The 23,648-nt window shown below is 67.9% G+C and carries 22 protein-coding genes and 1 pseudogene; 13 read left to right on the top strand and 10 right to left on the bottom strand.

From position 1 onward, the window contains the following. Together JWN03_RS24445 and JWN03_RS24440 are read left to right on the top strand one after the other, a co-directional pair. Positions 1-170: pseudogene (locus JWN03_RS24445) on the top strand (XRE family transcriptional regulator); the annotation flags it as partial. A gap of 35 nt (positions 171-205) precedes the next feature. Then, positions 206-565 (top strand): hypothetical protein, encoded by a 360-nt coding sequence (locus JWN03_RS24440; RefSeq protein WP_297619441.1) that lies wholly within the window; start codon positions 206-208, stop codon positions 563-565. Positions 566-590: 25 nt separating this feature from the next. Here JWN03_RS24440 and JWN03_RS24435 read toward each other — a convergent pair whose 3' ends face one another. Beyond that, entirely contained in the window at positions 591-3,272 is a 2,682-nt protein-coding gene (locus tag JWN03_RS24435) for an ATP-binding protein (RefSeq protein WP_297619438.1), read from the bottom strand. Positions 3,273-3,428: 156 nt separating this feature from the next. Here JWN03_RS24435 and JWN03_RS24430 point away from each other — a divergent pair, with 156 nt between their 5' ends. The 7 genes from JWN03_RS24430 to JWN03_RS24400 all read left to right on the top strand — a co-directional run bounded on the left by JWN03_RS24430 (position 3,429) and on the right by JWN03_RS24400 (position 11,500). Beyond that, positions 3,429-3,941, top strand: coding sequence for a nuclear transport factor 2 family protein (locus tag JWN03_RS24430; RefSeq protein WP_297619434.1), 513 nt, complete (start codon positions 3,429-3,431; stop codon positions 3,939-3,941). 170 nt (positions 3,942-4,111) lie between these two features. Further along, positions 4,112-5,617, top strand: coding sequence for an alpha/beta fold hydrolase (locus JWN03_RS24425; RefSeq protein WP_297619432.1), 1,506 nt, complete (start codon positions 4,112-4,114; stop codon positions 5,615-5,617). 13 nt (positions 5,618-5,630) lie between these two features. After that, positions 5,631-6,350, top strand: a complete 720-nt coding sequence (locus JWN03_RS24420; protein ID WP_297619429.1) for a response regulator transcription factor — start codon at positions 5,631-5,633, stop codon at positions 6,348-6,350. Continuing rightward, a complete protein-coding gene (locus JWN03_RS24415; RefSeq protein ID WP_297619426.1) occupies positions 6,347-7,654 on the top strand; it encodes a HAMP domain-containing sensor histidine kinase in 1,308 nt (435 codons plus the stop codon). The genes JWN03_RS24420 and JWN03_RS24415 overlap by 4 nt, the downstream gene beginning before the upstream one ends. Positions 7,655-7,812: 158 nt before the next feature. Then, complete coding sequence (gndA, locus tag JWN03_RS24410) at positions 7,813-9,258, top strand: NADP-dependent phosphogluconate dehydrogenase (protein ID WP_297619423.1); 1,446 nt, start codon at positions 7,813-7,815, stop codon at positions 9,256-9,258. Positions 9,259-9,814: 556 nt separating this feature from the next. Next, positions 9,815-10,444: a DedA family protein gene (locus JWN03_RS24405; protein WP_297619420.1), complete on the top strand. Its 630-nt coding sequence runs from the start codon at positions 9,815-9,817 to the stop codon at positions 10,442-10,444. Between the two features lie 195 nt (positions 10,445-10,639). Next, entirely contained in the window at positions 10,640-11,500 is an 861-nt protein-coding gene (locus JWN03_RS24400) for an SGNH/GDSL hydrolase family protein (protein WP_297619417.1), read from the top strand. Positions 11,501-11,504: 4 nt separating this feature from the next. Here JWN03_RS24400 and JWN03_RS24395 read toward each other — a convergent pair whose 3' ends face one another. The 4 genes from JWN03_RS24395 to JWN03_RS24380 all read right to left on the bottom strand — a co-directional run bounded on the left by JWN03_RS24395 (position 11,505) and on the right by JWN03_RS24380 (position 14,059). Next, positions 11,505-12,137, bottom strand: coding sequence for a TetR/AcrR family transcriptional regulator (locus JWN03_RS24395; protein ID WP_297619414.1), 633 nt, complete (start codon positions 12,135-12,137; stop codon positions 11,505-11,507). Positions 12,138-12,262: 125 nt separating this feature from the next. Then, positions 12,263-12,436, bottom strand: coding sequence for a hypothetical protein (locus JWN03_RS24390; RefSeq protein ID WP_297619411.1), 174 nt, complete (start codon positions 12,434-12,436; stop codon positions 12,263-12,265). A gap of 142 nt (positions 12,437-12,578) precedes the next feature. Continuing rightward, positions 12,579-13,094, bottom strand: coding sequence for a gamma carbonic anhydrase family protein (locus tag JWN03_RS24385; RefSeq protein WP_297619408.1), 516 nt, complete (start codon positions 13,092-13,094; stop codon positions 12,579-12,581). Next, complete coding sequence (locus JWN03_RS24380) at positions 13,091-14,059, bottom strand: GlxA family transcriptional regulator (protein ID WP_297619405.1); 969 nt, start codon at positions 14,057-14,059, stop codon at positions 13,091-13,093. The genes JWN03_RS24385 and JWN03_RS24380 overlap by 4 nt, the downstream gene beginning before the upstream one ends. A gap of 71 nt (positions 14,060-14,130) precedes the next feature. Between JWN03_RS24380 and JWN03_RS24375 the strand changes: the two genes are divergently transcribed. Both JWN03_RS24375 and ald read left to right on the top strand, forming a co-directional pair. Further along, positions 14,131-14,919 (top strand): MBL fold metallo-hydrolase, encoded by a 789-nt coding sequence (locus JWN03_RS24375; RefSeq protein ID WP_297619402.1) that lies wholly within the window; start codon positions 14,131-14,133, stop codon positions 14,917-14,919. 231 nt (positions 14,920-15,150) lie between these two features. Then, positions 15,151-16,260 (top strand): alanine dehydrogenase, encoded by a 1,110-nt coding sequence (gene ald / locus JWN03_RS24370; RefSeq protein WP_297619399.1) that lies wholly within the window; start codon positions 15,151-15,153, stop codon positions 16,258-16,260. A gap of 62 nt (positions 16,261-16,322) precedes the next feature. Here the strand turns inward: ald and sigJ are convergent, their stop codons facing one another. From sigJ to JWN03_RS24350, 4 genes are all read right to left on the bottom strand, one after another. Continuing rightward, positions 16,323-17,291 carry an RNA polymerase sigma factor SigJ gene (sigJ, locus tag JWN03_RS24365; RefSeq protein WP_297619396.1) on the bottom strand — a complete coding sequence of 323 codons (969 nt, stop codon included), beginning with the start codon at positions 17,289-17,291 and terminating at the stop codon, positions 16,323-16,325. Between the two features lie 115 nt (positions 17,292-17,406). Beyond that, on the bottom strand, positions 17,407-18,438 hold the full coding sequence (locus JWN03_RS24360; RefSeq protein WP_297619393.1) for a cobalamin biosynthesis protein: 1,032 nt from the start codon (positions 18,436-18,438) through the stop codon (positions 17,407-17,409). 591 nt (positions 18,439-19,029) lie between these two features. Beyond that, entirely contained in the window at positions 19,030-19,932 is a 903-nt protein-coding gene (locus JWN03_RS24355; RefSeq protein WP_441343045.1) for an SURF1 family cytochrome oxidase biogenesis protein, read from the bottom strand. A gap of 17 nt (positions 19,933-19,949) precedes the next feature. After that, complete coding sequence (locus JWN03_RS24350) at positions 19,950-20,441, bottom strand: low molecular weight protein-tyrosine-phosphatase (RefSeq protein WP_297619387.1); 492 nt, start codon at positions 20,439-20,441, stop codon at positions 19,950-19,952. A gap of 340 nt (positions 20,442-20,781) precedes the next feature. Here JWN03_RS24350 and cobC point away from each other — a divergent pair, with 340 nt between their 5' ends. Next, positions 20,782-21,825, top strand: coding sequence for an Rv2231c family pyridoxal phosphate-dependent protein CobC (gene cobC, locus JWN03_RS24345; protein WP_297619455.1), 1,044 nt, complete (start codon positions 20,782-20,784; stop codon positions 21,823-21,825). A gap of 95 nt (positions 21,826-21,920) precedes the next feature. Then, positions 21,921-23,021: a Nif3-like dinuclear metal center hexameric protein gene (locus JWN03_RS24340; protein WP_441343044.1), complete on the top strand. Its 1,101-nt coding sequence runs from the start codon at positions 21,921-21,923 to the stop codon at positions 23,019-23,021. Positions 23,022-23,103: 82 nt separating this feature from the next. On the opposite strand, the gene JWN03_RS24335 is transcribed toward JWN03_RS24340, so the two are convergent. Then, the gene (locus tag JWN03_RS24335; RefSeq protein WP_297619381.1) at positions 23,104-23,547 is read right to left on the bottom strand and encodes an OsmC family protein; all 444 of its coding nucleotides are present in this window, start codon (positions 23,545-23,547) and stop codon (positions 23,104-23,106) included. Positions 23,548-23,648: the final 101 nt, after the last annotated feature.

Below are 23,648 nucleotides of genomic sequence, written 5' to 3'. Positions count from 1 at the left end.
ACCTGACCCTGCCGCCCGGTGAGGCCGCCGAGTTCGATACATCCCTGCCACACTGGCTGGGCAGCGCGGACGACGGCGTGGTCGAGCTGCTGATTCTGTTCGGCCTGCAGGGGATGCGTGCGCACGTGCGTGCCGACCCCCTGCGTTCGGCGATCACGGGGCCCAGTTGAGTCATCTCGGATTACGAGGAGTTGGGAAGGCGCGCATGGGGTTCGAGGACGATCGGACGGGTGGGCTGACGCTGTGGGCGGTGGCGGCGTGGGGCGGGATCGCCGCGGTACTGACGGCTCCGATCGCGGCGGCGCTGGTGGGGAGCATCTATCGGTTTCCGATCCCGTTCGGCGACAATGCGAGTGGTGTGGATGACGCCGTCAATGCGGCGCTCGCATCGGTGTTCTACCTGGTCATGGGTGAGGGCGTGGTGCTGGCGGCGCTCGGTGGTGTTGCGGGCTATTTCATCGCGCGGGCTGTCGGGCCGGGACTGTTGCGCCCATTGGCGCTCGCCGTACTGGCCGCTTTCGGCCTGACCCTGCTCGGCGCCCTCATTCTCGCGGCCTTCCGGTAGCTCGCCGGACCCGCGAAAATGGTTGTCAGAGCGGGAGTTCGCGCAGCCGGCGGCGGGAGGAGATGCCGAGCTTGCGGTAGATATTGCGCAGATGAGTGTCGATCGTGCGCGGGCTGAGGAACAGCATGGCGGCAACCTCCTTGGACGTCGCGCCGGCGGCGACCTTCACCGCGATGAGCCGCTCCTGGTCGGTGAGCAGATCCCGCGGGTTGGTTCCGTCCCGGTGCGGGCGTTGCCCGGTGGCCATCAGCTCGCGGGCCGCGCGTTCGGCGAATGCGGTCGCGCCGATCGCCGTCAGCGTCTGGTGTGCCGCCTGCAGTTCGGCGCGGGCCTCGGCGCGCCGGCCTTCGCGGCGCAGCCATTCCCCATACGTCAGGCGCGCACGACCGTAGTACACCCGCGCATCGGACTGGGCGAGTAGGGCGATAGCTTCCCGGTAGCGGCTGTCCGTGCTCGCCGCCGTCGGATCGAGCAGTGCCTGCGCGACCAGGTGCGTGGCGACGGCCCATGCGGTGCGGCCGGTGCGCGCCAGGGCTTCGAGCCGGGCCAGGGCCGGGACGGCTTCCTCCGGGCGGCCCGCCCGCGCGGCCGCTTCGACGAGTTCCTGGTCGACATTCCAGACCATGTAGGAACCGCGTCGTTCCTGTTCCTGGGCGGCGAGCGCGGCTTCCAGCGCAGCGGTGTAATCGCCGAACCCATTGTGCAGCACCGCGATTGCGCAGAGTTCGGCGACCACCTCGACGCGGCCGACACGTCCGCGCATCATGTCCCGCAACTCGCGGACCCGATCGGCGTCGCCGCGCCAGCCGGCCAGAATGAGTTCGGCGAAGGCGAGATTGACGGTGCCCGCTGCTTCTTCGATCGCATGAGCTTCCTCGAGGCTCGCGGCGGCCTCCTCGAACCGGCCGAGTACGGTCCTGGCGATCGCGTGACACCGCAGCGCCTGCGACAACACGGTGAAAGCGCCTTGCGCACGGGCTGATTCGACCTGCCTGGTCGAGATCAGGGCGGCGGATTCATCGTCACCCAGGTCGAGCGCCATCAGGCAGGCGAGCTCCATCCACCACGGGTCCGCGGCGGTACGGAATGCGGCGACCGCGCGCCGCATCAGGGGCACCGCGGCCTCGACCGGCAGCAGGACCTGGGCGAGCAGCGCATCCAGCAGCAGGTCGACCGGGCGTGGCTGCTCCCGGCGCGGCGCCTGCTCGCGGATGCGCGCACCGAGCTGCCGCAGACCTCCCGGCATGCGGTCGACGAACATGGCCGAGGAGAACGCTTCGAGATAGGTCTCCCTGGCCTGGTCGGGCTGCAGGTCGGCGGCGGCGTCGACGAGCGCGGCGGTGGCCTCCGCGCTGCGGGCGATATGGAAATCGATCAGGGCGCCCTGCAGGCGAGCGTCTGCACGGTCGGCCGGTGCCATCGGACGGCGCTCGGCCTGCGCGAGCAGCTCACGGGCCTGCGCGGGCGCGCCCGAATGCAGCCTGGCCCGGGCTGCGGCGAGCATCCGTCCGGCCTGCCGGCCGGGATCCGGAGTCAGCTCTGCCGCGCGTTCGAGGAATGCCGAAGCCGCGGCGAGACCGCCGCGCCGCTGTGCCCGCCCGGCGGAACGGACCAGCTCCGCGGCGACCTCCTCGTCGGTGTCGACCACGGCGTGGGCCCGGTGCCAGGCGCGGCGGTCCGGATCGATTTCCGGGTCGGTGGCGTCGGCGAGCGCGGCGTGGACGCTCCTACGGGTGGCGGGGGTGGCCGAGTGATAAGCGCCCGAGCGCACGAGTGGATGGCGGAAGCGCAGCCGGGGACCGAGGTCGATCAGCCCGTCGTCCTCCGCGGCGGTCAGCTCGGCCGGGTTCAGTTCGAGCAGGTGCGCGGCGCGGCGCAGCAGACCGAGATCGCCGACCGGTTCCGCTGCGGCGAGCACAACCAGCAGCCGGGTCGCGGAAGGCAGCAGCTGTACGCGGTGGGCGAACCGGTCCTGCAGCGCGTCCACCACGCTGGCCCGTGCACCCACGGCGGGCAGGCCCAAAGGTCCTGTTCCGTAGTCGAATTCGAGCAAAGCGAGCGGGTTGCCGCCGGCCTCGGCGAGGATTCGTTCGAGCACCTCGTCGTCCAGATCCGCGCGCGCGGTCGAACGCAGGAGGGACCGCGCGTCCGCGTCACTCAGCCCCGCCAGCAGCAGGTGCGGCGGATCGGTGAATCCGAGCTCCGGAGGCGGGTTCCGCCCGGCGAGCACCACCGCGATCCGCTCGTTGGCGACGCGCCGCGCGACGAAGCCCAGCACCTGTCGCGTTCCCGAGTCGATCCACTGAATGTCGTCCACCACGCAGCACACCGGCTGGAGTCGAGCGAGCTCGTGCAGCAGTCCCAGTACGGCGAGGCCGATCGTCAGCGGGTTCGGCGTCATCGCACCGCCGAGCCCGAACACCGACTCGAGCGCCTGCCGCTGCACTTCGGGAAGCCCGCTGCGGTGCGCGATCACCGACATGCAGAGCTGGTGCAGCGCGGCGTAGGGGAGGTCGCGCTCGAATTCGGTACCGCCGGCGCTCAGCACCAGCCACCCGTCGAGCCCGCCGATTGCGGCTTCGACCAGCGCGGACTTGCCCATCCCCGCTTCGCCGGTTACCAGCAGAGCGCCACCGCGGCCGTCCGCGGCCGCAATGGTCAGGTCCGCGAGTGCGCGCAGCTCCTCACTCCGGGCGACGAACGGCACGGCGTCGGCTTCCTTCCCGGTCGGGTGACTGCTACCGGCACCCTAACCGCCCTGTTCCGCAATTACGTAGCCACGCGATCTACGTAATTCTCGCCGACGCGCCGCTCGCCCCTGCCACGGCACAGTCGATCGAGCCACCACCCTTCTGGAGGAATCATGACCACCGTCCGTCGTTCCGTCATCGCCATCACCGCTGCCGCCGCACTCGCCGTCGCCGGAATTTCCGGGCTGGCCGCGTGCAGTTCCGGCAATTCCGGCAAGTCTCAGGATCAGGGGAGGCCGGCCATCGCCACCGACTGGGAGGCCGGCTGGAAAGACAGCGACCCGCAGCACCTGGCCACGCTGTTCACCCAGGACGGCGCCCGGTACACCGACCACGCCTTCGGTCGCACTGCTACCGGCCGTGACGCGATCGCCAAGTGGGCGGGCACTACCAAACAGTTCATCCAGAACGCCTCCCTCAAAGTCGACGATGCCTTCGGCGGCGACAGGGTCGCGATCAACTGGACCTTCAGCGGCCAGTTGGCCGGAGCGCCCAAGCCCTTCTCGGTGCCCGCCGTCGCCGTTCTTCAGTTGCGCGGCAAAGAGATCCTGTCCGACGACGACTACTACAACCTCGCCGACGTACTGCGCCAGTCCGGTCTTCCGGCCGATACCAACTTCGGCTAGCAGGACCGCACTCCGCAGGCGTATCAGGCTGTTGTGGAGGGGATTTCGGGGGAGGCCCGGATTCTTACACGCCTTTGCCGTTCGTCTGACTCGGCTTTGATGTTGGGCGCGCACGATTCCGTGAGCGGCTCGGCGACAGCCGAGTTGTCACCTGCGGAGGAGTGAGGGATATGCGCGCTGGTGTGCGGTCGATAGTGGGGTTCGGGCTGGCTGTGGCTGTGGTCGGTGGGTTGATTACGGGATGTGCCGGGGGAGCGTCGGATCGGGCCAGCAGTGCGCCGAGTTGGTGTCCGGCCGTGGAGGGGCACGGGGTGGACTGCGGAGTGCTGGAGCGGCCGCTGGTGCAGGGGCGGGCGGAGTTGGGGACGGTGCAGGTCGGGTATGCGCGGATCAAGCACAGCCGGGGGGAGGTGGCGGCGGCGGGGACGATCCTGCCGAATCCCGGTGGGCCCGGGGTACCGATGATCGGGCATGCCGCCGAGGCGGCGAAGGTGTCGGCGGAGTTGCTGGACGAGTATGACGTGCTGCTGATCGATCCTCGGGGTACCGGGGTGTCGAGCGCGCTGAATTGCGGTGTGGGAGAAGACGAGTACCAGTTGGGGACTCGGGAGCAGCAGTTGCGGGCGGTCGCCCGGTGCGGGCAGCAGCTCGGGGCGAAGGCGGCGGGATACACCTCGGCGGCGACCGTGGACGATTTTGATGCGGTGCGCGCGAAACTCGGGATCGACAAGGTGATTCCGTACGGGATCTCGTACGGGACCTATCTGCTGCCGATCTATGCGCAGCGCCATCCCGGGCAGGTGCAGTCGATCGTGCTGTCGGGCGCCTATCCGAATGACGGCGACCAATTGCAGCGGCCCAATGCCGAGGCGGTATCACTTACCCTGCAACGTATTTGCGAACGCAGCCGGGTCTGCGACGGCAATACCGCCGTCAGCGACCTGACCGCAGTGGCGGCGCGGCTGCGCGACAAGCCGATCACCGTTCAGGGCAAGGGCCCGATTCTGCTCACCGAGGCCAAGCTCGGCAGCCTGGTGTTCGAATCCGCGACCAGCAATGTGGGCGCCGACCCGCAGACCCTGACTCCGCTCGGAATACTGCCTGCCGCACTGCATTCGGCGGTGCGCGGTGACGATGCCGGATTGATCGAGTTCGTCCGCCGCACCACCGATGAGCCGGCCTACGAGAACATCGGGTTGTATATCACGGTGGCCTGCAACGACTATGCGCCGCTGTGGTCTCCCGAAGCGAACCTGCCACAGCGTGAGCAGCAGTTCGGCGAGGCATTGGCGCAGGCCTCGGGCGGGTTCGGCGCTTTCAGCGCACCGGGTTTCACCGCCGCGCAGCGTGACGGCGGCGACGCGTGCATCCGCTGGCCCGGTATCAAGGGTCTGCAACGCCCCGACCAGGTGCACACCGCCATGCCGGACGTACCGGTGCTGGTGCTGTCCGGTGATCTGGATGCGATCACTCCCGACGCCAACGGCAAGCTGGCAGCGGCGAAATTCGCGCATTCGACATTCCTCTCGGTGCCCAATACCGGGCATGTGCCGGATCTGGAACCCAGCGGCTGCGTTGTCGGCATCGTGGCTCGTTTCGTCCGCACCGGTACCGCCGGGCCGACAGACTGCGTAGCCACGATCCCGCCGATCGTCGTGGCTCCGGTCACGAACTGACAGGGCCAGCACCATGACCGCAACCACCGCCAGCCAGACTGGTCCGGTGACTTCAGCAACAGTGCTCGTGGTCGAGGACGATCCGAATGTGCGCAGCACTCTCGAGCAACTGCTGCGGTTCGAGGGGTATCGGGTGCAGCTGGCCGGCGACGGTCAGGAGGCCCTCGACCTGCTGGCGCACGAGCGCCCGGATCTGGCGGTGGTGGATGTGGTCATGCCGCGCATGGACGGCCTGTCGCTGTGCCGGGCGCTGCGCCGCCGCGGTGACCGCCTGCCGATTCTGGTGCTCACCGCGCGGCAGCAGGTCGGCGATCGGGTCGCGGGGCTTGATGCCGGAGCCGACGATTACCTGCCCAAGCCTTTCGACACCGAGGAATTGCTGGCTCGGCTCCGGGCGCTGCTGCGGCGCAGTGCACCGGACGAGGCCGGCGCGGAGATCCTGGCGGTCGCCGATCTGACCTTGGACCCGGCGACCCGGGAGGTGCACCGTGGCGATCGGCTGCTCGAACTGACTCGCACCGAATTCGATGTGCTGGAGTTACTGCTCCGCAATCAGCGAGTTGTGCTCTCCAGAAGCCAGATCTACGAACACATCTGGGGTTTCGACTTCGACACCGAATCACGTTCGCTCGACGTCTATATCGGCTATCTGCGCCGCAAGACCGAGGAGGGCGGCGCGCCGCGATTGATCCACACCGTCCGCAATGTCGGCTACACCATCCGGACGGCATGATGCTGCGCGCGCGGCTCACCACGGTCGCGGTCGCGGCCACCGTCGCGGCGATTCTGATCACCGTGGTGACCGCCTACCGCAGTGTCTCCCCGCTGATTGCCGATCAGGTCGATCGCGGCCTGGCCGATCGCGCCGATATGGTGCTGGCGCTGCTGGATGCCGGGGCGGCGATCCCGGTGCGGCCGGATATGACCGAGCAGCTGCTGCTCCCGGACGGCACGGTGAAACTCCTGACTTCGGGCCGAAACCCGTTGCCGGTGAACGATTCCGATCGTGCGGTCGCCCGCGCGGGTGCGGGCAGCACCGAGACCGATGTCGACGTGGCCGATGTCCCGCACGGTGTGCTCACCAGGGCCCGCCCCGGCGGTGGCGCGGTGATGGTCGGCCAGAACTATGCCGAAGTCGACCGCATCGACAACGAATTCCTGTGGCGCACAGCGTGGATCACCCTCGCCGCGGTCGTCGCGGCGGCGCTGATCAGCTGGCTGGCCATCGGCCGGATTCTGCGCCCGATGCGCCGGCTGGCCGATGCGGCGCGGCGGATCACCACCACCCGAGATCTGGCCACCGTGCTGCCGGAGGCGGGCCGCGACGAGGTCGGCGAACTGACCCGCGGCTTCCATTCGATGCTGGCCGCCCTGCGTTTCTCCCGGGCCCAGCAGCACCGCCTCGTCGAGGACGCCGGTCACGAACTGCGGACACCACTGACCTCGGTGCGAGGTAGCGCCGAACTCCTGCAGCGCGCCCGCGGCAAACTCGGCCCCGAGGACGAGGCCCAGGTGCTGAGCACCCTCGTGCAGGAGGCCAAGGCACTCGACGCATTGGTCGGTGAACTCGTCGAACTGGCCACCGACCAGCACACCGCGGAAACTCCGGCGGTGCTGGACCTGCCTGATATCGCCGAGGACTGTGCGCAACGATTCCGCCGCCGCACCGGCCGCACCATTACCGTCCATGTCGAGGATCCGGTCCCGGTGACCGCCCGCCCGCAGGCCCTGGCCCGCTGCGTCGACAACCTGCTGGACAATGCCACCAAATACAGCCCGCTCGACACCGCGATCGATATTCATATCAACGGCGCCCGGCTCGCGGTGCTCGACCACGGCCCCGGTATCGACCCGACCGCACAGCGCGCCGTCTTCGATCGCTTCTACCGGGCCGACCGCACCCGGGCCACCCCGGGATCGGGCCTGGGCCTGGCCATCGTGCACGACATCATCACCGCCCACTCCGGCACCGACTTCGCCGCCAACCGCCCCGGCGGCGGCGCGGAAGTGGGTTTCCAGCTCCCCGGCGCGGGCTGAGGACGCAGGTGCGGGCCGCATCCGCACTGGGTGGCGATTGCGGCGTGCGGTAGAAAAGGTCCAGGCATTGTGAAGATGGACGTCTTCCCCGATGCTGCCGCCGGACCGGGTTCGTGCGGCCTCGCAACTACATCTGTCGAACGGAGAGAGGCTGTTTCATGGCGACCTCTACAGCGCGTGCCCAGATCGGCGTCACCGGCCTGGCGGTCATGGGTAGCAATATCGCCCGCAATTTCGCACGGCACGGCTACACGGTCGCGCTGCACAACCGCAGCATCGGCAAGACCGACACGCTGCTCAAAGAACACGGCGGCGACGGTGACTTCATCCGGACCGAGACCGTCGAGGAGTTCGTCGCCGCGCTCGAGAAGCCGCGCCGCGTGCTGATCATGGTGAAGGCCGGCGATCCGACCGATGCCGTCATCGAGGAACTGGCCGCGGCCATGGAGCCCGGCGACATCATTATCGACGGCGGCAATGCGCTGTACACCGACACCATCCGGCGTGAGGCCGCCATGGCCGCGCGTGGACTGAACTTCGTGGGTGCGGGCATCTCCGGTGGTGAGGAGGGCGCGCTGAACGGGCCCGCCATCATGCCGGGCGGACCGAAGGAGTCCTACGCGTCGCTGGGCCCCATGCTGGAATCGATTGCGGCACAGGTCGACGGCACCCCGTGCTGCACCCACATCGGCCCGGACGGCTCCGGCCACTTCGTCAAGATGGTGCACAACGGCATCGAGTACGCCGATATGCAGCTGATCGGCGAGGCCTACAACCTGTTCCGCGATGCGCTCGGCTTCGACGCCAAGCAGATCGCGGATGTGTTCACCGACTGGAACTCCGGCGATCTGGAGAGCTACCTGGTCGAGATCACCGCCGAGGTGCTCAATCAGGTCGATGCCAAGACCGGCAAGCCGCTCGTGGATGTCATCGTGGATGCCGCCGAGCAGAAGGGCACCGGCCGCTGGACCGTCAAGTCGGCGCTCGATCTGGGTGTGCCGGTGACCGGGATCGCCGAGGCCGTGTTCGCGCGCGCCCTGTCCGGTTCGCGGGCGCAGCGTAAGGCCGCGGTCGGCCTGGCCTCCGGTCAGCTCGCCGAAAAGCCCACCGACGTCGCGGAATTCACCGAGGCCATCCGGCAGGCGCTGTACGCGTCCAAGATCGTCGCCTACGCGCAGGGCTTCGACCAGATCGAGGCGGGCAGCGCCGAATACAACTGGAATCTGCACCCCGGCGATCTGGCGACCATCTGGCGTGGCGGCTGCATCATCCGGGCGCGCTTCCTGAACCGCATCAAGGATGCCTACGACGAGAACCCGGCGCTGCCGAGCCTGATCCTGGCCCCGTACTTCCGCGAGGCCATCGAGACGGCCATCGACAGCTGGCGCCGCGTGGTGTCCACGGCCACGCTGCTCGGAATTCCGGTGCCCGCGTTCGCCTCTTCGCTGTCGTACTACGACGCCCTGCGCGCCGAGCGGCTCCCGGCGGCCCTCACCCAGGGTCAGCGCGACTTCTTCGGCGCGCACACCTATGAGCGCATCGACGCGGACGGCAAGTACCACACGCTGTGGAGCGGCGACCGCAGCGAGATCTCCGCAGGGTAGTTCACAGGGTTAGTTCACCTGAAAGTTCCGAATCCGGCCGAGAAGGGCGGAGCCTGTGCCAATCTGGCAGGGCTCCGCCCTTTTCTGTTGGGCGGTATAGCACACGGCTTGCGTAGGGGCGGCTGAGAGGTTTCTGGGGATCCGCATGGAGTCTCCCGGGAATGCCGCTGCGGGCCTCGGCAAAGTGCGTGGGCTGCAGTAGTTTTCGTATTGCTTCATTGGGAATGGATGGTTCGAAAGGTCGTCGGGATGGGTCTCCTAGCAGCTCTCTTTCTTGGCCTCTGCGCGGGCAGCGCCGGTGCCGCCGGTTTGGCCGGTCTTGCCGCCACCGGCGCGGGGAATATCTCCGATTCATTCTGATCATCGTGGTTGACCGGATTACTTCCGGGTTCGGTCGACCGCGTGCGGATTGAATCGGTAGTGGCGTCCGAATCGGACTCGTCGTGCGGCCGTAGGGGGTTCAGCATGTCGGCCGATTCGGGCGCCACTGTTTTTTGCCGGTGGGTGTGCGAGTTTCTTCGTATATTCCGGAGGCGGGGGCGTTAGCGTCATCGACATGGACTCGCTGGTGCAGCGAATATTGAGTTTCTCCCCGGTGTGGACGTATCTAGTGGTCGCCCTGCTGGTGTTCGCCGAGGAGGCGATGGTTTTCGGGCTGCTGGTACCGGGGGATACGGCGGCGATTCTCGCTGGGGTGGCGGCCAGTCGCGGGCGTTTGAACCTCGCTACGACGCTGGCGTTGGTAGCGGTATCCGCGTTAGTCGGGGCGAGTGTCGGATTCGCGGTCGGCAAGATCTACGGCACGCGTGTGCTGGAATGGTCGATTTTCAACAGGTATCGCGCGAATCTCGGGAAGGCCGTGAAGTTTCTGGAGCGGCACGGCGGCTGGGCGATTGTCTTCGGCCGGTTCAGCACGTTCTTCCGAACCATGCTGCCGCAGTTGGTCGGCATGTCGCCGATGTCATATCAACGGTTTCTGGTGGCCAGTTTCGTGGGCGCGATCATCTGGGGTTCGGCGATGGTGCTGGCAGGTTATCTGGTGGGACAGTCGTTCGCGGCAATCCTGAAACAGATCGACTCCGATCTGGCGATCGTCATTCCGGTACTCGCGATACTCGGCCTGGCCTATTGGAAATGGCGGCAGCATCGGCAGGCCGGCAAAGCTGTGAACTCCGATCAGGAGTGAGGATCGGCCGCCCTGGCTGCCGGCGTGGTCGGCGGGTGCCCCGGTAATTGGGGGCGGGAGGGATTGCTGGAACGGCGGTGCGAAGGCTGCGCGGGTTTGTACACTCGCGCAGAAGTGAATTACGAACACTTCAGTTCATGATTCGAGGTTCTCATGAAGTGTGGAAACAGTGGCCGATGGATGTGCGCGGCCGCCGTGGCGATCGCCGCATCGGTGAGCGGAACCGCCGCTGCGGGGGCGGATGCCGTGCCCGACGGCAAGACGGTTGTGGTGCTGGGTGATTCGTACAGCGCCAACAAGTGGGACTTCTTTTCCGAGAACGCCGAATGCGTACACGGCGACACTTCCTGGCCCACCCAGCTCGCCGGACTCATGCACAGTTCCGAGCTGCTGGACGGGTCGTGCCCGGGCGCCTCCATCGACACTCCGCCGGGGTACACGCTCGGCATCGAGACGAAGACGGCCGATAGGGCCGGCGCTTTCGGCCCGCGCACCAAACTGGTGACACTGCAGTTCGGGCTGAATGATCACTGGGGCTCGAATGATGCGACCCTCTGGTCGTCGCTGCAGAAATGCGTCTTCGATCTGGTCGACGGCTGCGGGCCGGAGGCGGTGGATCAGGGGCGGATGCCCGACTACCACGGCGTTTCGGGTGCGATTTACGCGCAGCGCATCAGCAATGCGGTGACTTACATCAAGTACTACGCGCCCAATGCGCGCATCGTGCTGGTCGGCTATCCGGAACTGTTCCCCTCGGGGCAGGACACCGTCTGCATCAGCGTGCTCGGCGTCGCCCCCTATATCCAGCCGCGCGGCCGGGCTCTCATCGAATTCCTCGATCGCATAGACCAGGCGCAGCGCGAGGCCGCCGGCCTGCTCGGCATCGACTTCCTCGACACCCGCACCCCGACCGCCGGCCACGGTCTGTGCTCGGATCAGCCCTGGCTCAACGGTTTCGGCGACTTCCGTGCCGACCCCGGTGGCCTCCCCTTCCATCCCTCGGCCAAGGGTGATTCGGTAGTCGCGGGCGCCCTCTACGCCAAATATGGGCAGTAGGCGATCAGGCGGGCTGTACGCCGATCATGGGAAGTATGGTGCGCCGGGCGAATTCGCGGGCGGCCTGCTCATCGGCGAGCGGGATGAGCCCATCCGGTGTGAGCGCGAGTGACTGTCCCAGTCGTGCAAGGACTTCCGCCACCAGATCGGCGTCGAAATCGCCGACATTCCCGGATTCCTGTAGCCCGCGCAGCTTTTCGGCGAGGTAGGCGCGGCCGACCGCGAGCACCGGTCCGGCCTCGGTGGTGAGCCGGGGCAGGATCACGTCGGGTTCGGTACGCAGGAGCCGTTGCAGCAGTTTGTTGTTCGCCAGATTGGTGATGAAGGCGACGAAGATCTCGACCAGCTGATCCTCACCGGCCTGGCCATTGTGTGACAGCTGCCGCACCCGCTGGTCGATCTCGGCGATGAACTGCTGCGCCTCGCGCACGCTCACGGCCTCGACCAGATCGTTCTTGGATTCGAACCGGCGGTAGAGCGTGGCGGGGCTGATGCCGGCGCGACGTGCGATCTCTCCCATACTGGTTCGCTTGATCCCGAAGTCGAGGAAGGCCGACAGCGCGCTCTCCAGGAGCTGTTCGCCTTCGGCCCGGGGCTTCTCCAGAATGCGTTGCAGGATGGCGGGCACGGACGGCATCGAGTCTCCAGTCGATCGGCTGAGATCCGCCACGTTGCGGGTATGGCCGCAAGGCGCAGGGAGGTGGAGACGAATTATCGCATCGCGGTCCGTACTCCCGGCATCTGCGGCCGACTGGTGTCCACTCAGTGGACGTTGAGTGCAGCCATCTCGCGTTCTATCGCATTGGCCGCGAAATCGATTCCATTGGAACGTAATTCGTGTACTCGGCGCTGTAGCGCCTCGATGCCCCCCGGCTGGTCCGCAATGTCGGCCACGCTGATCCGCTGCCGGTGCATACCGTTCTGCTCGTACGACACCGTATGAAACCTCCTGCTAGCCACGAGCACGCACCCGGCAAGCGGCGGCACAGCCCGGGCCGCCGGGAACGCATCGTCGAATGCTAACAGCGGGCCATATGGTCGCTTGTTCAGTGTGGGAGTTCTCACACACCCTCTCGAGTCACACCTCTTGACCGTTACGGTGCAGGCTCGTGTTGTGCAGGTACACTGCGGCATTCAGCCGAATGCGATCCAACTCGGCTTCGCCCAGCTCGCGCCGTATCTTGCCCGGCACCCCCGCCACCAATGACCCCGGCGGAATCTGCGCGCCCTCCGGAATCAGCGCATTCGCAGCGATCAAACTGCCCGCACCGATCACCGCACCATTGAGCACCGTCGCGCCCATGCCGACGAGCACATCGTCGCCGATGGTGCAGCCGTGCAGAATCGCATTGTGCCCCACCGAAACCCCCGCACCCACGGTGCACGGGAACCCCGGATCGGCATGCAGCACCGACCCGTCCTGAATATTGCTGCCCGCGCCGACGGTGATGTCCTCGAGATCCCCGCGCAGCACCGCCGAGTACCACACGCTCACCTCCGCGGCCAGGCGTACCCGCCCGATGACGGTGGCGTTCGGCGCAATCCAGGCGCTCTCGTCGATTTCCGGAGCATGCTCACCCAGCTGAATCTTCATGATCGAGAACCTATCGCCGTCCTGCGGAACAAGGCGCGGTGGGTTGCCGGGCTGGTACCCAACTGCCGGTGGAAGTGATGACGGAGGTTGACGGCGGTGCTGAGCCCGGATTCCGCGGCGACGCGCTCCATGGTGTCGTCGGTGGATTCCAGCAGTAGGCGGGCGCGATCGATGCGCTGATGCAGCAGCCACTGCTGCGGGCTGGAACCGGTGCGGTCGCGGAAGCGGCGGGTGAAGGTGCGCCGCGACATGAGGGCGGTGCGGGCCCAGGTATCCAGGTCGACCGGTTCGTCGAGATGTGTGCGCGCCCAGACCATTGCGTGCTCGATGGGGTCGTCGTCGAGGGCCTCGGGAACGGCGACGGGAATGTACTGGGCCTGCGAGCCGCCGCGATGCGGGGCCAGCACCAGGGTGCGGGCCAGCTCGGTGGCCAGGTGACTGCCGAAGTCGCTGCGCACCAGATGCAGGCAGCAGTCGAGGGCGGCGGCGACCCCGGCGGAGGTGACCAGATCCCCGTGATCGGACCAGAGGGTGTCGGCGCGAACGCGGACGGCGGGAAAGCTGCGTGCCAGCTCGGTCGCGGCCGACCAGTGCGTGGTGATCTCCCGGCCGTCGGCGAGCCCGCTGGCCGCAATCGCCCAGGAGCCCAGGCAGAGTCCGACAATGCGGCTCCCGCGCTCATGTGCCCGGTGCAGTGCCGCGCGCGTGGGTTCGGTGAGCGGCTGGTGGCGCTTCCAGCTCGGAATGATCACCGTCTCCGCATGTTCCAGGACGTCCAGGCCGTGGTGCACGACGATATCGAATCCCGCTGGGGTGGAGATGATTCCGGGCTGCTCGGCGCAGATGTCGACGTGGTACCGGGCATCCCGCTCGCCGCCGGTGCCGATGCGGCCGAACACCAGACTCGGCACCGACAGATGGAAGGGGCTGATCTGATCGAAAGCAAGCACCGCCACGGAACGCATGGCCCGATCTTATCGATAATCGGCCTTCGGGCCACTGTTGGGCGGGGTTCTGGTGGGGCAAACTTTGTGTCATGACGAACACGATCGACCGCACCGCCTCCACCACCGTCGAGATCCTGCACATCGGCGGACCCACCGTGCGCTTCCGCTACGGCAACCTGACCTGGCTGACCGATCCGACGTTCGACGCGCCCGGCGACTACACCTCCGGCCCGGTCACCCTGCACAAGCTGACCGGCCCGGCCGTCCCCGCCGCCGAGATCGGCCCGGTGGATGCGGTCCTGCTCTCACACGATCAGCATTGGGACAATCTTGATCATGGCGGGCGGGAATTCCTCACCACCGTCGAGCGGGTGCTGTCGACCCCCGACGCCGCCGGGCGTATGGAAGGCGTTACGGGACTGGCGAACTGGGAGTCCGTGACCATCGGTGAGGTAACCGTCACCGGTGTGCCCGCCCTGCACGGCCCCGAGGGCGCCGAGGTGCTCTCCGGTGTGGTCACCGGCTTCGTACTGCAGGCCGACGGTCAGCCGACCGTATATGTCTCCGGTGACAATGCCTCCGTCGATCTCGTTGCGCAGATCGTGGAGCGCATCGGCCGCATCGATCTGGCCGTCCTCTTCGTCGGCGCCGCGAATGTCGACCGCTTCGGCGACAGCGATATCACCCTGAACGGCCGCAGCGCCGTGCGTGCCGCCGAGATCCTCGGCGACGCCGTGATCGTCCCCGTCCACGGCGAGGGCTGGCATCACTTCTCCGAAACCCTCGACTACCTCGCCCGGAACTTCGAATACGCTGGCCGCGCCGCCCAACTGGTCATCCCCACCCCCGGTGAACTCCTCGCGGTGACCGCCCACTAGCAGTTGCACGACGCTGTGCCCCGGTATCCGGCCCGGCACGTGACCGAGCGCGCACACGCCCATCATCGGTATGTCATCCCGGCATGCTCTCGGCCGGGATCCACACCGGCGGTGCTCCCACGGATTCGGTGAATTCCGGCTGGCATTCGCAGTCGAAGCCCCAGCGTTCACCGCAGAAGTCGAGCCGTGGCGGTCGTGGCGGCGGCCGGGTGTGTGGGACACGATGGCGGTATGCGAATCGGTGTGCCACGGGAGGTCAAGGAACAGGAATTTCGGGTCGCGCTGACCCCCGCTGGAGCTGGGGAGTTGGTGCGGCAGGGGCATGAGGTGGTGATCGAGGCGTGTGCCGGCATCGGCTCCGGATTCGTGGATGCCGACTATGTCGCTGTCGGGGCGCGCATGCTGGCCACCCCTGACGAGGTGTGGGGTGCGGCCGACCTGATCTTGAAGGTGAAAGAGCCGATCGCCCCGGAGTATTCGCGCATGCGGGCCGGTCAGGTGCTGTTCACCTTCCTGCATCTGGCCGCCTCGCGCGAGTGCACCGAGGCGATTCTGCATTCCGGAATCACCGCCATCGCCTACGAGACCGTGCGCGCGGTGGACGGCTCGCTGCCACTGCTCGCACCCATGAGTGAGGTCGCCGGAAAGCTGGCTACCCAGGTCGGCGCCTACCAGTTGATGTCACCGCAGGGCGGGGAGGGCGTGCTGCTGGGCGGGGTGCCCGGGGTACGGCCCGCCGATGTGGTGATCCTCGGCGGCGGGGTGGCGGGCAGCAATGCCGCCGCGGTCGCCGTCGGCATGGGCGCGCGAGTCACCGTGCTGGACACCAATATTCCGCGATTGCGTGCGCTGGATGCGCAGTTCCGCGGACGCGTCAGCACCATCGGCTCGAACACCGCCGAACTCGAAAAGGCGGTAATGGCCGCGGATCTGGTGATCGGCTCGGTGCTGGTGCCGGGTGCACGTGCGCCGAAACTGGTGCCCGATACCCTGGTCGCCCGCATGCGCCCGGGTTCCGTGCTGGTGGATATCGCCATCGACCAGGGTGGCTGCTTCCAGAGCTCGCATCCGACCACCCACGCGAAACCCACCTTCCGCGTGGTGGATTCGCTCTTCTACTGCGTCGCCAATATGCCGGGAGCGGTACCGCACACCGCCACGGTGGCGCTCACCAATGCCACCCTCCCGTACGCCCACGCCATCGCCGATCTGGGCTGGCGAGCCGCCTGTGACGCCGATCCCGGTCTGGCGCGGGGATTTACGGCCGATGCCGGGCAGCTGTGCTCGCCGGAGGTCGCCGCCGCCCACGGCCTGCGCCCCGTCGGGCGAGCAGTGCACTGAGCGAGTAGGACGACGGGCCCGCGACCGGAGCGAATCCGGTTGCGGGCCCGCCGATATGAGGATCAGCTCGCGTCGCCGGCGGGCGCGTGGTCGCCCAGCGTCCAGTCGGCGTCGGCCGCGGCCGGGAGGTTGTGCAGCTTATCGGGGTTGCGGACCACATCGATATTGGTGATGCGGCCGTTGTCGATGGTGAACGAGAGTACGCCCAGGAACTTGCCGTCGAACACCACCAGGCCGGGCTGACCGTTGACCAGCACCGAACGGCCCCATGCCCCACCGGTTTTCGTCATGAACTGGTGGAAGGCGAGCAGCGTGTCCGCGACCGAACCCGAGCCGTGCAGCGGATGCAGGAAGGCCTGCACCTTGCCGCCGCCGTCGGAGGTGAAGGTGACGTCCGAATCCAGCACGCCCAGTAGGGCACTGAGATCGCCCGAGCGCCAGGCGACGGCGAAGGCCGACACCACCTGCTCGTGCTCGGCCCGATCGGCGGGGAAGCGCGGGGTGCCCGACTCCACATGCTTGCGTGCGCGAGAAGCCAACTGGCGCACCGCCGCCGGGGTCCGGCCCACCACCTCGGCCACCTCCGGGCCGGTCATACCGAAGACATCCTGCAGCACGAATGCGGTGCGTTCGGCGGGGGAGAGCGATTCCAGCACCACCAGCAGAGCCGTGGTGACGCGCTCGTCCTGGGTGACGCGGTCGGCCGGGTCGTCCCAATTGGTGATCTCGGGTTCGGGCAGCCATTCACCGACGTACTGTTCACGCCGGGCGCGCGCGGAGCCCAGATGATCGAGGGAGAGCCGTCCGGTGACGGTGGTCAGCCAGGCGCGCAGGTTCTCGATCTCCGCGCCGTCCGGGCTGGTCTCGTAGTAGCGCTGCAGCCGCAGCCACGCCTCCTGCACCACATCGTCGGCATCGCTGAGACTGCCCAGTGTGCTGTAGGCGACCCGGCGCAGATATCCGCGATGCTCCTCGAACCGGCGCGCCAACTCGTCCTGACCGGGTGCACCGTGCCGTGCGTCGCTGCTCATAGTCGCCTCACCGTTCGTTTCCACTCGCCCGTTCGGACGAGTCACTCACCGAACCGACGAAACAGACGCACACACTGTGACATTGCCGCGTTCCGTTCCGAGCGCCGGGCCGGATTCAGCGGCGGGCGAACACAACCGCCGCTGCGGCCAGCACGCTCGCCAATTGCACGGCCTCGGAGAGCTGGACCGCGCGGCGCAGATCACGCACCCGAGGGGCCGGGCCGTCACCGAGCGTGGGCCGCATTTCGATCCCGTGCCGGTACTGCGTGAGCCCACCGAGCTGCACTCCCAGCGCACCGGCCATCGAGGCTTCCGCCACACCGGCATTCGGGCTGGGGTGCTTGCCGCCATCGCGCCGCCAGGCCCGCCACGCAGCGGCGGGCTTGCCGCCGACCACCGGCGCAAGCACCGTGGTTATCACACCCGCAACCCGCGCAGGCCCCACATTGGCGACATCATCCGTGCGAGCCGCAGCCCACCCGAACCGCCCGTACCGCTCATTGCGGTACCCGACCATCGCATCGAGCGTATTGATCGCGCGATAAGCCAGCAGCGCCGGCACCCCCGCCACCGCACCCCAGAACAGCGGCGCCACAGTCGCATCCGAGGTGTTCTCCGCAATAGATTCCAGCGCAGCCCGAGCCAGCCCGTCCGCATCGAGAAACTCCGGATCCCGCCCACACAGCGAAGGCAGCAATTCCCGCGCCCCCACCACATCCCCCGCCTCCAGCCGATCCGCCATCTCCCGCCCCGTCCGCGCCAGCGTGGTCCCACCCAGCACAGTCCAGGTAGCAGCCGCAGTCAGCAGAATCTCGCCCACCGCCCGCCCCGCGCTGCCCCGCCCGCGCCCCGCATTCGAGCGCCTGTGCCCGGCGAGCGCCATCGATCCGGTGCGAGACCCGTCGCGCCCGGATCGTCGTCCGCGAACTGCCGCCCGAGCCCCGATGCCCAGCGTGGTGACGGCCCCGACCAGGGCAATTTCATACACCACCCCGGCCCCGCGCCCGTCCCGGTAAATCACCTTCTCCAAAGCCAGTGCCGCCGACCCGAACCCAGCCACCGGATGCCCCCGCCGCGGATCCCCGAGCCCCCGATCCAGCGCAGCCCCGAGCACCAACCCAGCCGCAACAGCAGTCCCCGTACGCACCCGGCGAGGTTATCCACCCCCGCCCGTCCCACCCTCACCGCCCTCACAAGCCCGGCGCCGACCACCCCAAGCAAGCTATCCGCCCCGTACTCGCGTAAGCCGCACCAGTCGGGCAGCGCTCCCCCTCCGGCGCTATTTCAGCCCGACGGAACAGCCCGTGTCCCCGCGGCACAGCTTCTACACGGCGTGCACGACTGAGACACGGGCTGTTCCGCCGATGCTTCGGGTGATCGCCGCCGGGCGGGACCCTGCGCGGCTGCGCTCGGATGGTCCTGGAGCCCAACGGTGGATCGCGCAGCGCGGGTCTCAGTGGGACAGCGTCTACAGGGTGTGTGCGGCTTGGACACGGGCTGTGCGGTCGATGCTTCGGGTGATCGCGGTCAGGTTGGGACCTTGCGCGGCTGCGCTCGGATGGCCTTGGAGCCCAACGGTGGATCGCGCAGCGCGGGTCTCAGCGGGACAGCGTCTACAAGGTGTGCGTGCCTCGGATACAGGCTGTGCCGTCGACGGGACAGCTTGTGTTCGGCGGTCGATGTGACGGCTGGACGGGTTACGCCGGGGGCAGCGGCGGGCCGGCGGGGTTCGCCGGGGTCAGCGGCGGGTGTCGCCGTAGCGGCTGGCCAGGCGGGCTTCGTTGGTCGGAGGCTTGGGGGCGGGAGGCGTGGTCGGGCTGCCGGGGGTACTGCCGGGAGTACGGGCTTCGAGCGTGGGGGTGGGTTGTTCGGTGGGGGCGGCTTCGGCGCGTTCGCGGCGGCGGGCGCGGATTTCGGCGAAGACGAAGTAGCCGAGGCCCAGGGGGGCCATGATGCCGAAGGCCAGCCACTGCAGGCCGTAGGAGAGGTAGGGGCCGGCGTCCAGTTGGGGGAGGTCTACGGGGGTGAAGGCGCCGGGCTGGTGTTCGTCGAGCTGGAGGTAGCCGCCGCGGGCATTGGTGGGCAGTGGTGTGAGGGGGATGCCCATGACGGTCGATTCCTGTTGGGTATCGATCGAATACACCTGGCGGTAGCCGTCTCCGGTCATGGGTGGCTTGGAGTCGATGATGCCTTCGGAGGCCCGGACCCGCCCTTCCAGATGCTGCTGGCCGGCGGGCGCATCGGGGACCCGCGGTGTGCCCGAGCCGTTGACGGCGGCCAGCAGACCGCGGTCGATGAGCACGGTGCGGCCGTCGTCCAGCTTGAAGGCCGAGAGCACCGAGAACGCGGGCGCGGAGCCGAGATGCTGCAGGCGCACCAGCAGTGTCGATTCGGGGACGTAGCTGCCGTTGGCGGTGACCCGCCGCCATTCGGTGTCCTTGGTCGACCCGCTGAGCAGTGTGCCCACATCGAGGGGCGCGGCGTGCACCGAATCGGCAATGCGCTGATTGCGCGCGGAGGTGGTGGTGTTCTTACCCAGCTGCCACGGCGCGAGCACCGTGAAGCACAGGTACGCGAATCCGGCGACCACGGCGGCGAGGATCAGCCAGCTCGGTCGCAGCAGGAAGGTGAGGCGGCGCAGCAGTGCGGTTTTCGAGCTCATGCGCGATCGCCTGCACCGAGCTGTGCGTGCACCCAGTCCAGCATGCCCGGCATCGCGGCCTCGATCTGTTCGCGAACCAGGACGAAATCGGACTGGTCGCCGTAGTAGGGGTCGGGCACATCCGGCCCGTCGGCGTCCGGGTCGAAACTGCGTAGTAGTCGCCTGCGTTCCGCTGGCACACCCAGGTGCGCCAGCGCCCGCTCGTGCCCGGAATCCAATGCGACCAGCAGATCCGCGTCGAGATGATCGTCGCCGATCACCGCCGCGGCATGCCCGACCGGATATCCGTGCGCACGCAATTCGCCGGTCGTGCGCCGATCCGCCTCGTCCCCGACATGCCAGCTACCGGTCCCGGCGCTGCTCACCCGCACACGATCGGCCAGACCCGCCTGCTCGAGATGCGCCGCGAAGATCTTCTCGGCCATCGGAGAACGGCAGATATTGCCCGTGCAGATGAATGTCACATGCAGCTCGCCCACGACAGCCATTCTGTCCGGTGTGCCCCGAGCCCGGCCACGTAGGGTGTTCGCTGTGCCGCAGAACACGGCGGAAAGCCGCGACCCAGACCCCGCCGCGAGCCGTGAATCGGCCCGCGCGACCGGTCTTGTCGCTGGTACCGCCTCGAACTGCGCGGACAGGGCCCCGGCCACCGCGGCGAACGGTGCGACGGACGTCGGTGCTCGCCGTGATACCGCCGATGTGGTGGGCGGCGAGTCGGTGTCTACCCGCGGGCGAACATCGAACTCTCCCGCAGGCAGCGACCGGATCGTCGCTGCGGATGCGGCAGCCGTGGTGGGCGACGCACCTGGGAGCGAACCAAGTGTCGGGCTGGATCATGGCGAGAGTCCTGTCGACTACTCGAAGCTGCGGCATCACGGGGATGTCGAGGCGTATGCCGGGATGATCGACTTCGCGGTGAATGTGCAGGGGAGTGCGCCGCCGGAGTGGTTGCGGGAAAGGCTGGCCGGGCGGCTCGGGGAGCTGGGGCGGTATCCGGATGCGGGGGAGGAGCGGGCGGCGCGGGCGGCGGTCGCGGCGCGGCACGGGCGGCGGGCCGAGGAGGTGCTGCTGCTGGCGGGGGCGGCGGAGGGCTTTGTGCTGTTGCCGCGGTTGGGGTCGAAACTTGCCGCGGTGATTCATCCTTCGTTCACGGAGCCGGAATTGGCGCTGCGCGAGGGCGGGGTTCCGGTGGCCCGAGTGGTGCTCGAGGCGCCGTACACGCTGGATTCGGCGCAGGTGCCGGAGGCGGCGGACCTGGTGGTCGTGGGCAATCCGACCAATCCAACATCGGTGCTGCATCCGGCCGAGAGCCTGCGGGCACTGCGGCGACCGGGCCGAATCGTGGTGGTGGACGAGGCATTCGCCGATGCCGTGCCGGGTGAGCCGGAATCCCTTGCGGGAGAGTCGTCTTCCGATGTGCTGGTGCTGCGCAGCCTCACCAAGACCTGGGCGCTGGCGGGATTGCGCTGCGGATACCTGCTCGGCGACCCGGCGCTGTTGGCGCGGTTGAATCACGGCCGCCCGCATTGGCCTTTGGGCACACTGCAATTGGAAGCGATCACCGCTACCAGTGCGCCTGCGGCCGTCGCCGAATCACAGCATCAGGCCGAGGCGATCGTCATGAATCGGCGTGCCATGATTCCCCGACTGTGCGAACTCGGTATCGACGTGCACGAACCGGCGCAGGGACCTTTCCTGCTGATTCGGGTCCCCGATGCCGAACTGTTGCGAAAGAAGCTTGCCGACAAGGGAATTGCGGTCCGCCGCGGTGATACGTTCCCCGGGTTGGAAACGGGATTCCTGCGATTGGCGGTACGCCCGGCCGGAGAAGTCGATCGGCTGGTGGCGGCCATTCGGGAAGTCGGTCTGTGAATCACCCGCACTGCGGGTGACATTGGTGAATGTGTCTCGGAGGAGGTTCGGTTGTGGTGACGGCGAGCTCGCAGACGGTACGACTTTCCGATGTCATGGCGGCATTGGATGCGGCATATCCGCCGAGGCTCGCCGAATCATGGGATTCGGTCGGGCTGGTCAGCGGTGATCCGGCCGATTCGGTGTCGCGCGTCCTATTCGCCGTGGACGCCACCGCCGCAGTGGTGGACGAGGCGATCGCCTGGGGCGCACAGGCATTGGTCGTGCACCATCCGCTGCTGCTGCGCGGGGTGGACACGGTGGCGGCGAGCACCCCGAAAGGCGCACTGCTGCACCGGCTCATCCGCTCCGGGTGCGCGCTGTTCACCGCGCACACCAATGCGGACTCCGCCGATCCGGGCGTCTCGGATGCACTCGCGGCTGCCATCGGATTGACGGTGACCGGGCCGTTGGAGCCGAAACCCCTTGCGGCTCTGGATACCTGGGTGGTGATGGTGCCGACGTCGCATGCAGAGTCGGTGCTGGACGCCCTCTTCGCCGCGGGTGCGGGCGCGACCGGGAACTATCGGGACAGCGCCTGGCGTGCGGAGGGCATCGGCCAGTTCCGTCCCATGGAGGGTGCGAATCCGACCCTCGGCGCGATCAGCGAACTGCACAGTTCCGAGGGTTACCGCCTCGAGGTCGTCGCGCCGCCCGCCCGGCGCACGGCGGTGCTGGCTGCGCTGCGCGCCTCCCATCCGTACGAGGAACCGGCCTATGACGTGACCGAGCGTGCGAAGCTGCCGTCCACCCTGGGAATCGGGCGGGTGGGCGAGCTCGCTGCCCCGGAGACGTTGCGCGAGTTCACCGCTCGCGTCCGAGCGGGGTTGCCCGCGACCACCTGGGGTGTGCGGGCCGCCGGTGATCCCGACCGGATCATTCGCACGGTGGCGGTGTGCGGCGGTGCGGGTGATTCGTTCCTGAATACCGTCGCGCGGCTCGGCGTCGACGCGTATGTCACCTCGGACCTGCGCCACCACCCGGCCGACGAACATTTGCGTGCCGGTGGGCCCGCGCTGATCGACGCCGCCCACTGGGCCACCGAATTCCCTTGGTGCGCACAGGCCGAGGGGGTTGTTCGGGCGGCGCTACCGGGGGTGGAGACGCGGATGTCGGGTGTGCGGACGGATCCGTGGAGTATCGGGGCGGCTGAATGACACCGGCCTGAGCGGTCACAAACCGCCGCTGACCGTCAGTATTTGACGCCCTACGGTGAAAATTGACCGCTCCGGCCGGATTTCACGACCCCGCGACGATCGTCGGCTCGTGCCCCACCGGGAAATTCACCGAATTGGCGATGAAGCATTTCTTGTGCGCGTCGGCGTGCAACCGCTCGGCGGTCTCGAGCATGCCGGGTTCGGTCACCGTGATGGCGGGGCGCAGCGTGACGCGCTGGAACCGCTCGTCGTCCATGGTCCCGATGGCGCTGTCGCGGTACTCGGTCACCACCACCCCGGCCTCGGCGCACAGATGCAGATACCAGAGCATGTGACACTCCGACAGTGCTGCGACCAGCAGCTGTTCCGGATTCCACCGGCTCTTGTCGCCGCGGAATTTCGGATCGGCGGTCCCGGGAATCGGCGGGCGACCGGGTGCCAGCACCGCATGGTTGCGTGAGTAGGACCGATAGTCGGTGGTCGCGCCCGACCACGTGACCTCGACCTCATATGTGTGCTCTCCCATGGGCCGACCCTGCCATATTCCCGCCGTCGCGCGCCCGCGGATTTCCGGCCTTCACGATCGAATGTCCAGCTAGATGCGGGGTTGGCCGATCGGGCCTGTTC

Source organism: Nocardia sp. (assembly GCF_025465275.1).
Classification (GTDB): domain Bacteria; phylum Actinomycetota; class Actinomycetes; order Mycobacteriales; family Mycobacteriaceae; genus Nocardia.
Note: the sequence above shows the minus strand (reverse complement) of the source record. Positions and strands in the feature narration are given on the sequence as shown.

Coding starts and splice junctions, on each gene's coding strand:
- JWN03_RS24340 (WP_441343044.1), top strand. CDS start 21,921: ATGGCGGCATTGGATGCGGCATATCCGCCGAGGCTCGCCGAATCATGG.
- JWN03_RS24440 (WP_297619441.1), top strand. CDS start 206: ATGGGGTTCGAGGACGATCGGACGGGTGGGCTGACGCTGTGGGCGGTG.
- JWN03_RS24420 (WP_297619429.1), top strand. CDS start 5,631: ATGACCGCAACCACCGCCAGCCAGACTGGTCCGGTGACTTCAGCAACA.
- JWN03_RS24375 (WP_297619402.1), top strand. CDS start 14,131: ATGACGAACACGATCGACCGCACCGCCTCCACCACCGTCGAGATCCTG.
- gndA (WP_297619423.1), top strand. CDS start 7,813: ATGGCGACCTCTACAGCGCGTGCCCAGATCGGCGTCACCGGCCTGGCG.
- JWN03_RS24385 (WP_297619408.1), bottom strand. CDS start 13,094: ATGAAGATTCAGCTGGGTGAGCATGCTCCGGAAATCGACGAGAGCGCC.
- JWN03_RS24405 (WP_297619420.1), top strand. CDS start 9,815: ATGGACTCGCTGGTGCAGCGAATATTGAGTTTCTCCCCGGTGTGGACG.
- JWN03_RS24395 (WP_297619414.1), bottom strand. CDS start 12,137: ATGCCGTCCGTGCCCGCCATCCTGCAACGCATTCTGGAGAAGCCCCGG.
- JWN03_RS24425 (WP_297619432.1), top strand. CDS start 4,112: ATGCGCGCTGGTGTGCGGTCGATAGTGGGGTTCGGGCTGGCTGTGGCT.
- JWN03_RS24350 (WP_297619387.1), bottom strand. CDS start 20,441: ATGGCTGTCGTGGGCGAGCTGCATGTGACATTCATCTGCACGGGCAAT.
- JWN03_RS24415 (WP_297619426.1), top strand. CDS start 6,347: ATGATGCTGCGCGCGCGGCTCACCACGGTCGCGGTCGCGGCCACCGTC.
- JWN03_RS24430 (WP_297619434.1), top strand. CDS start 3,429: ATGACCACCGTCCGTCGTTCCGTCATCGCCATCACCGCTGCCGCCGCA.
- sigJ (WP_297619396.1), bottom strand. CDS start 17,291: ATGAGCAGCGACGCACGGCACGGTGCACCCGGTCAGGACGAGTTGGCG.
- JWN03_RS24335 (WP_297619381.1), bottom strand. CDS start 23,547: ATGGGAGAGCACACATATGAGGTCGAGGTCACGTGGTCGGGCGCGACC.
- ald (WP_297619399.1), top strand. CDS start 15,151: ATGCGAATCGGTGTGCCACGGGAGGTCAAGGAACAGGAATTTCGGGTC.
- JWN03_RS24380 (WP_297619405.1), bottom strand. CDS start 14,059: ATGCGTTCCGTGGCGGTGCTTGCTTTCGATCAGATCAGCCCCTTCCAT.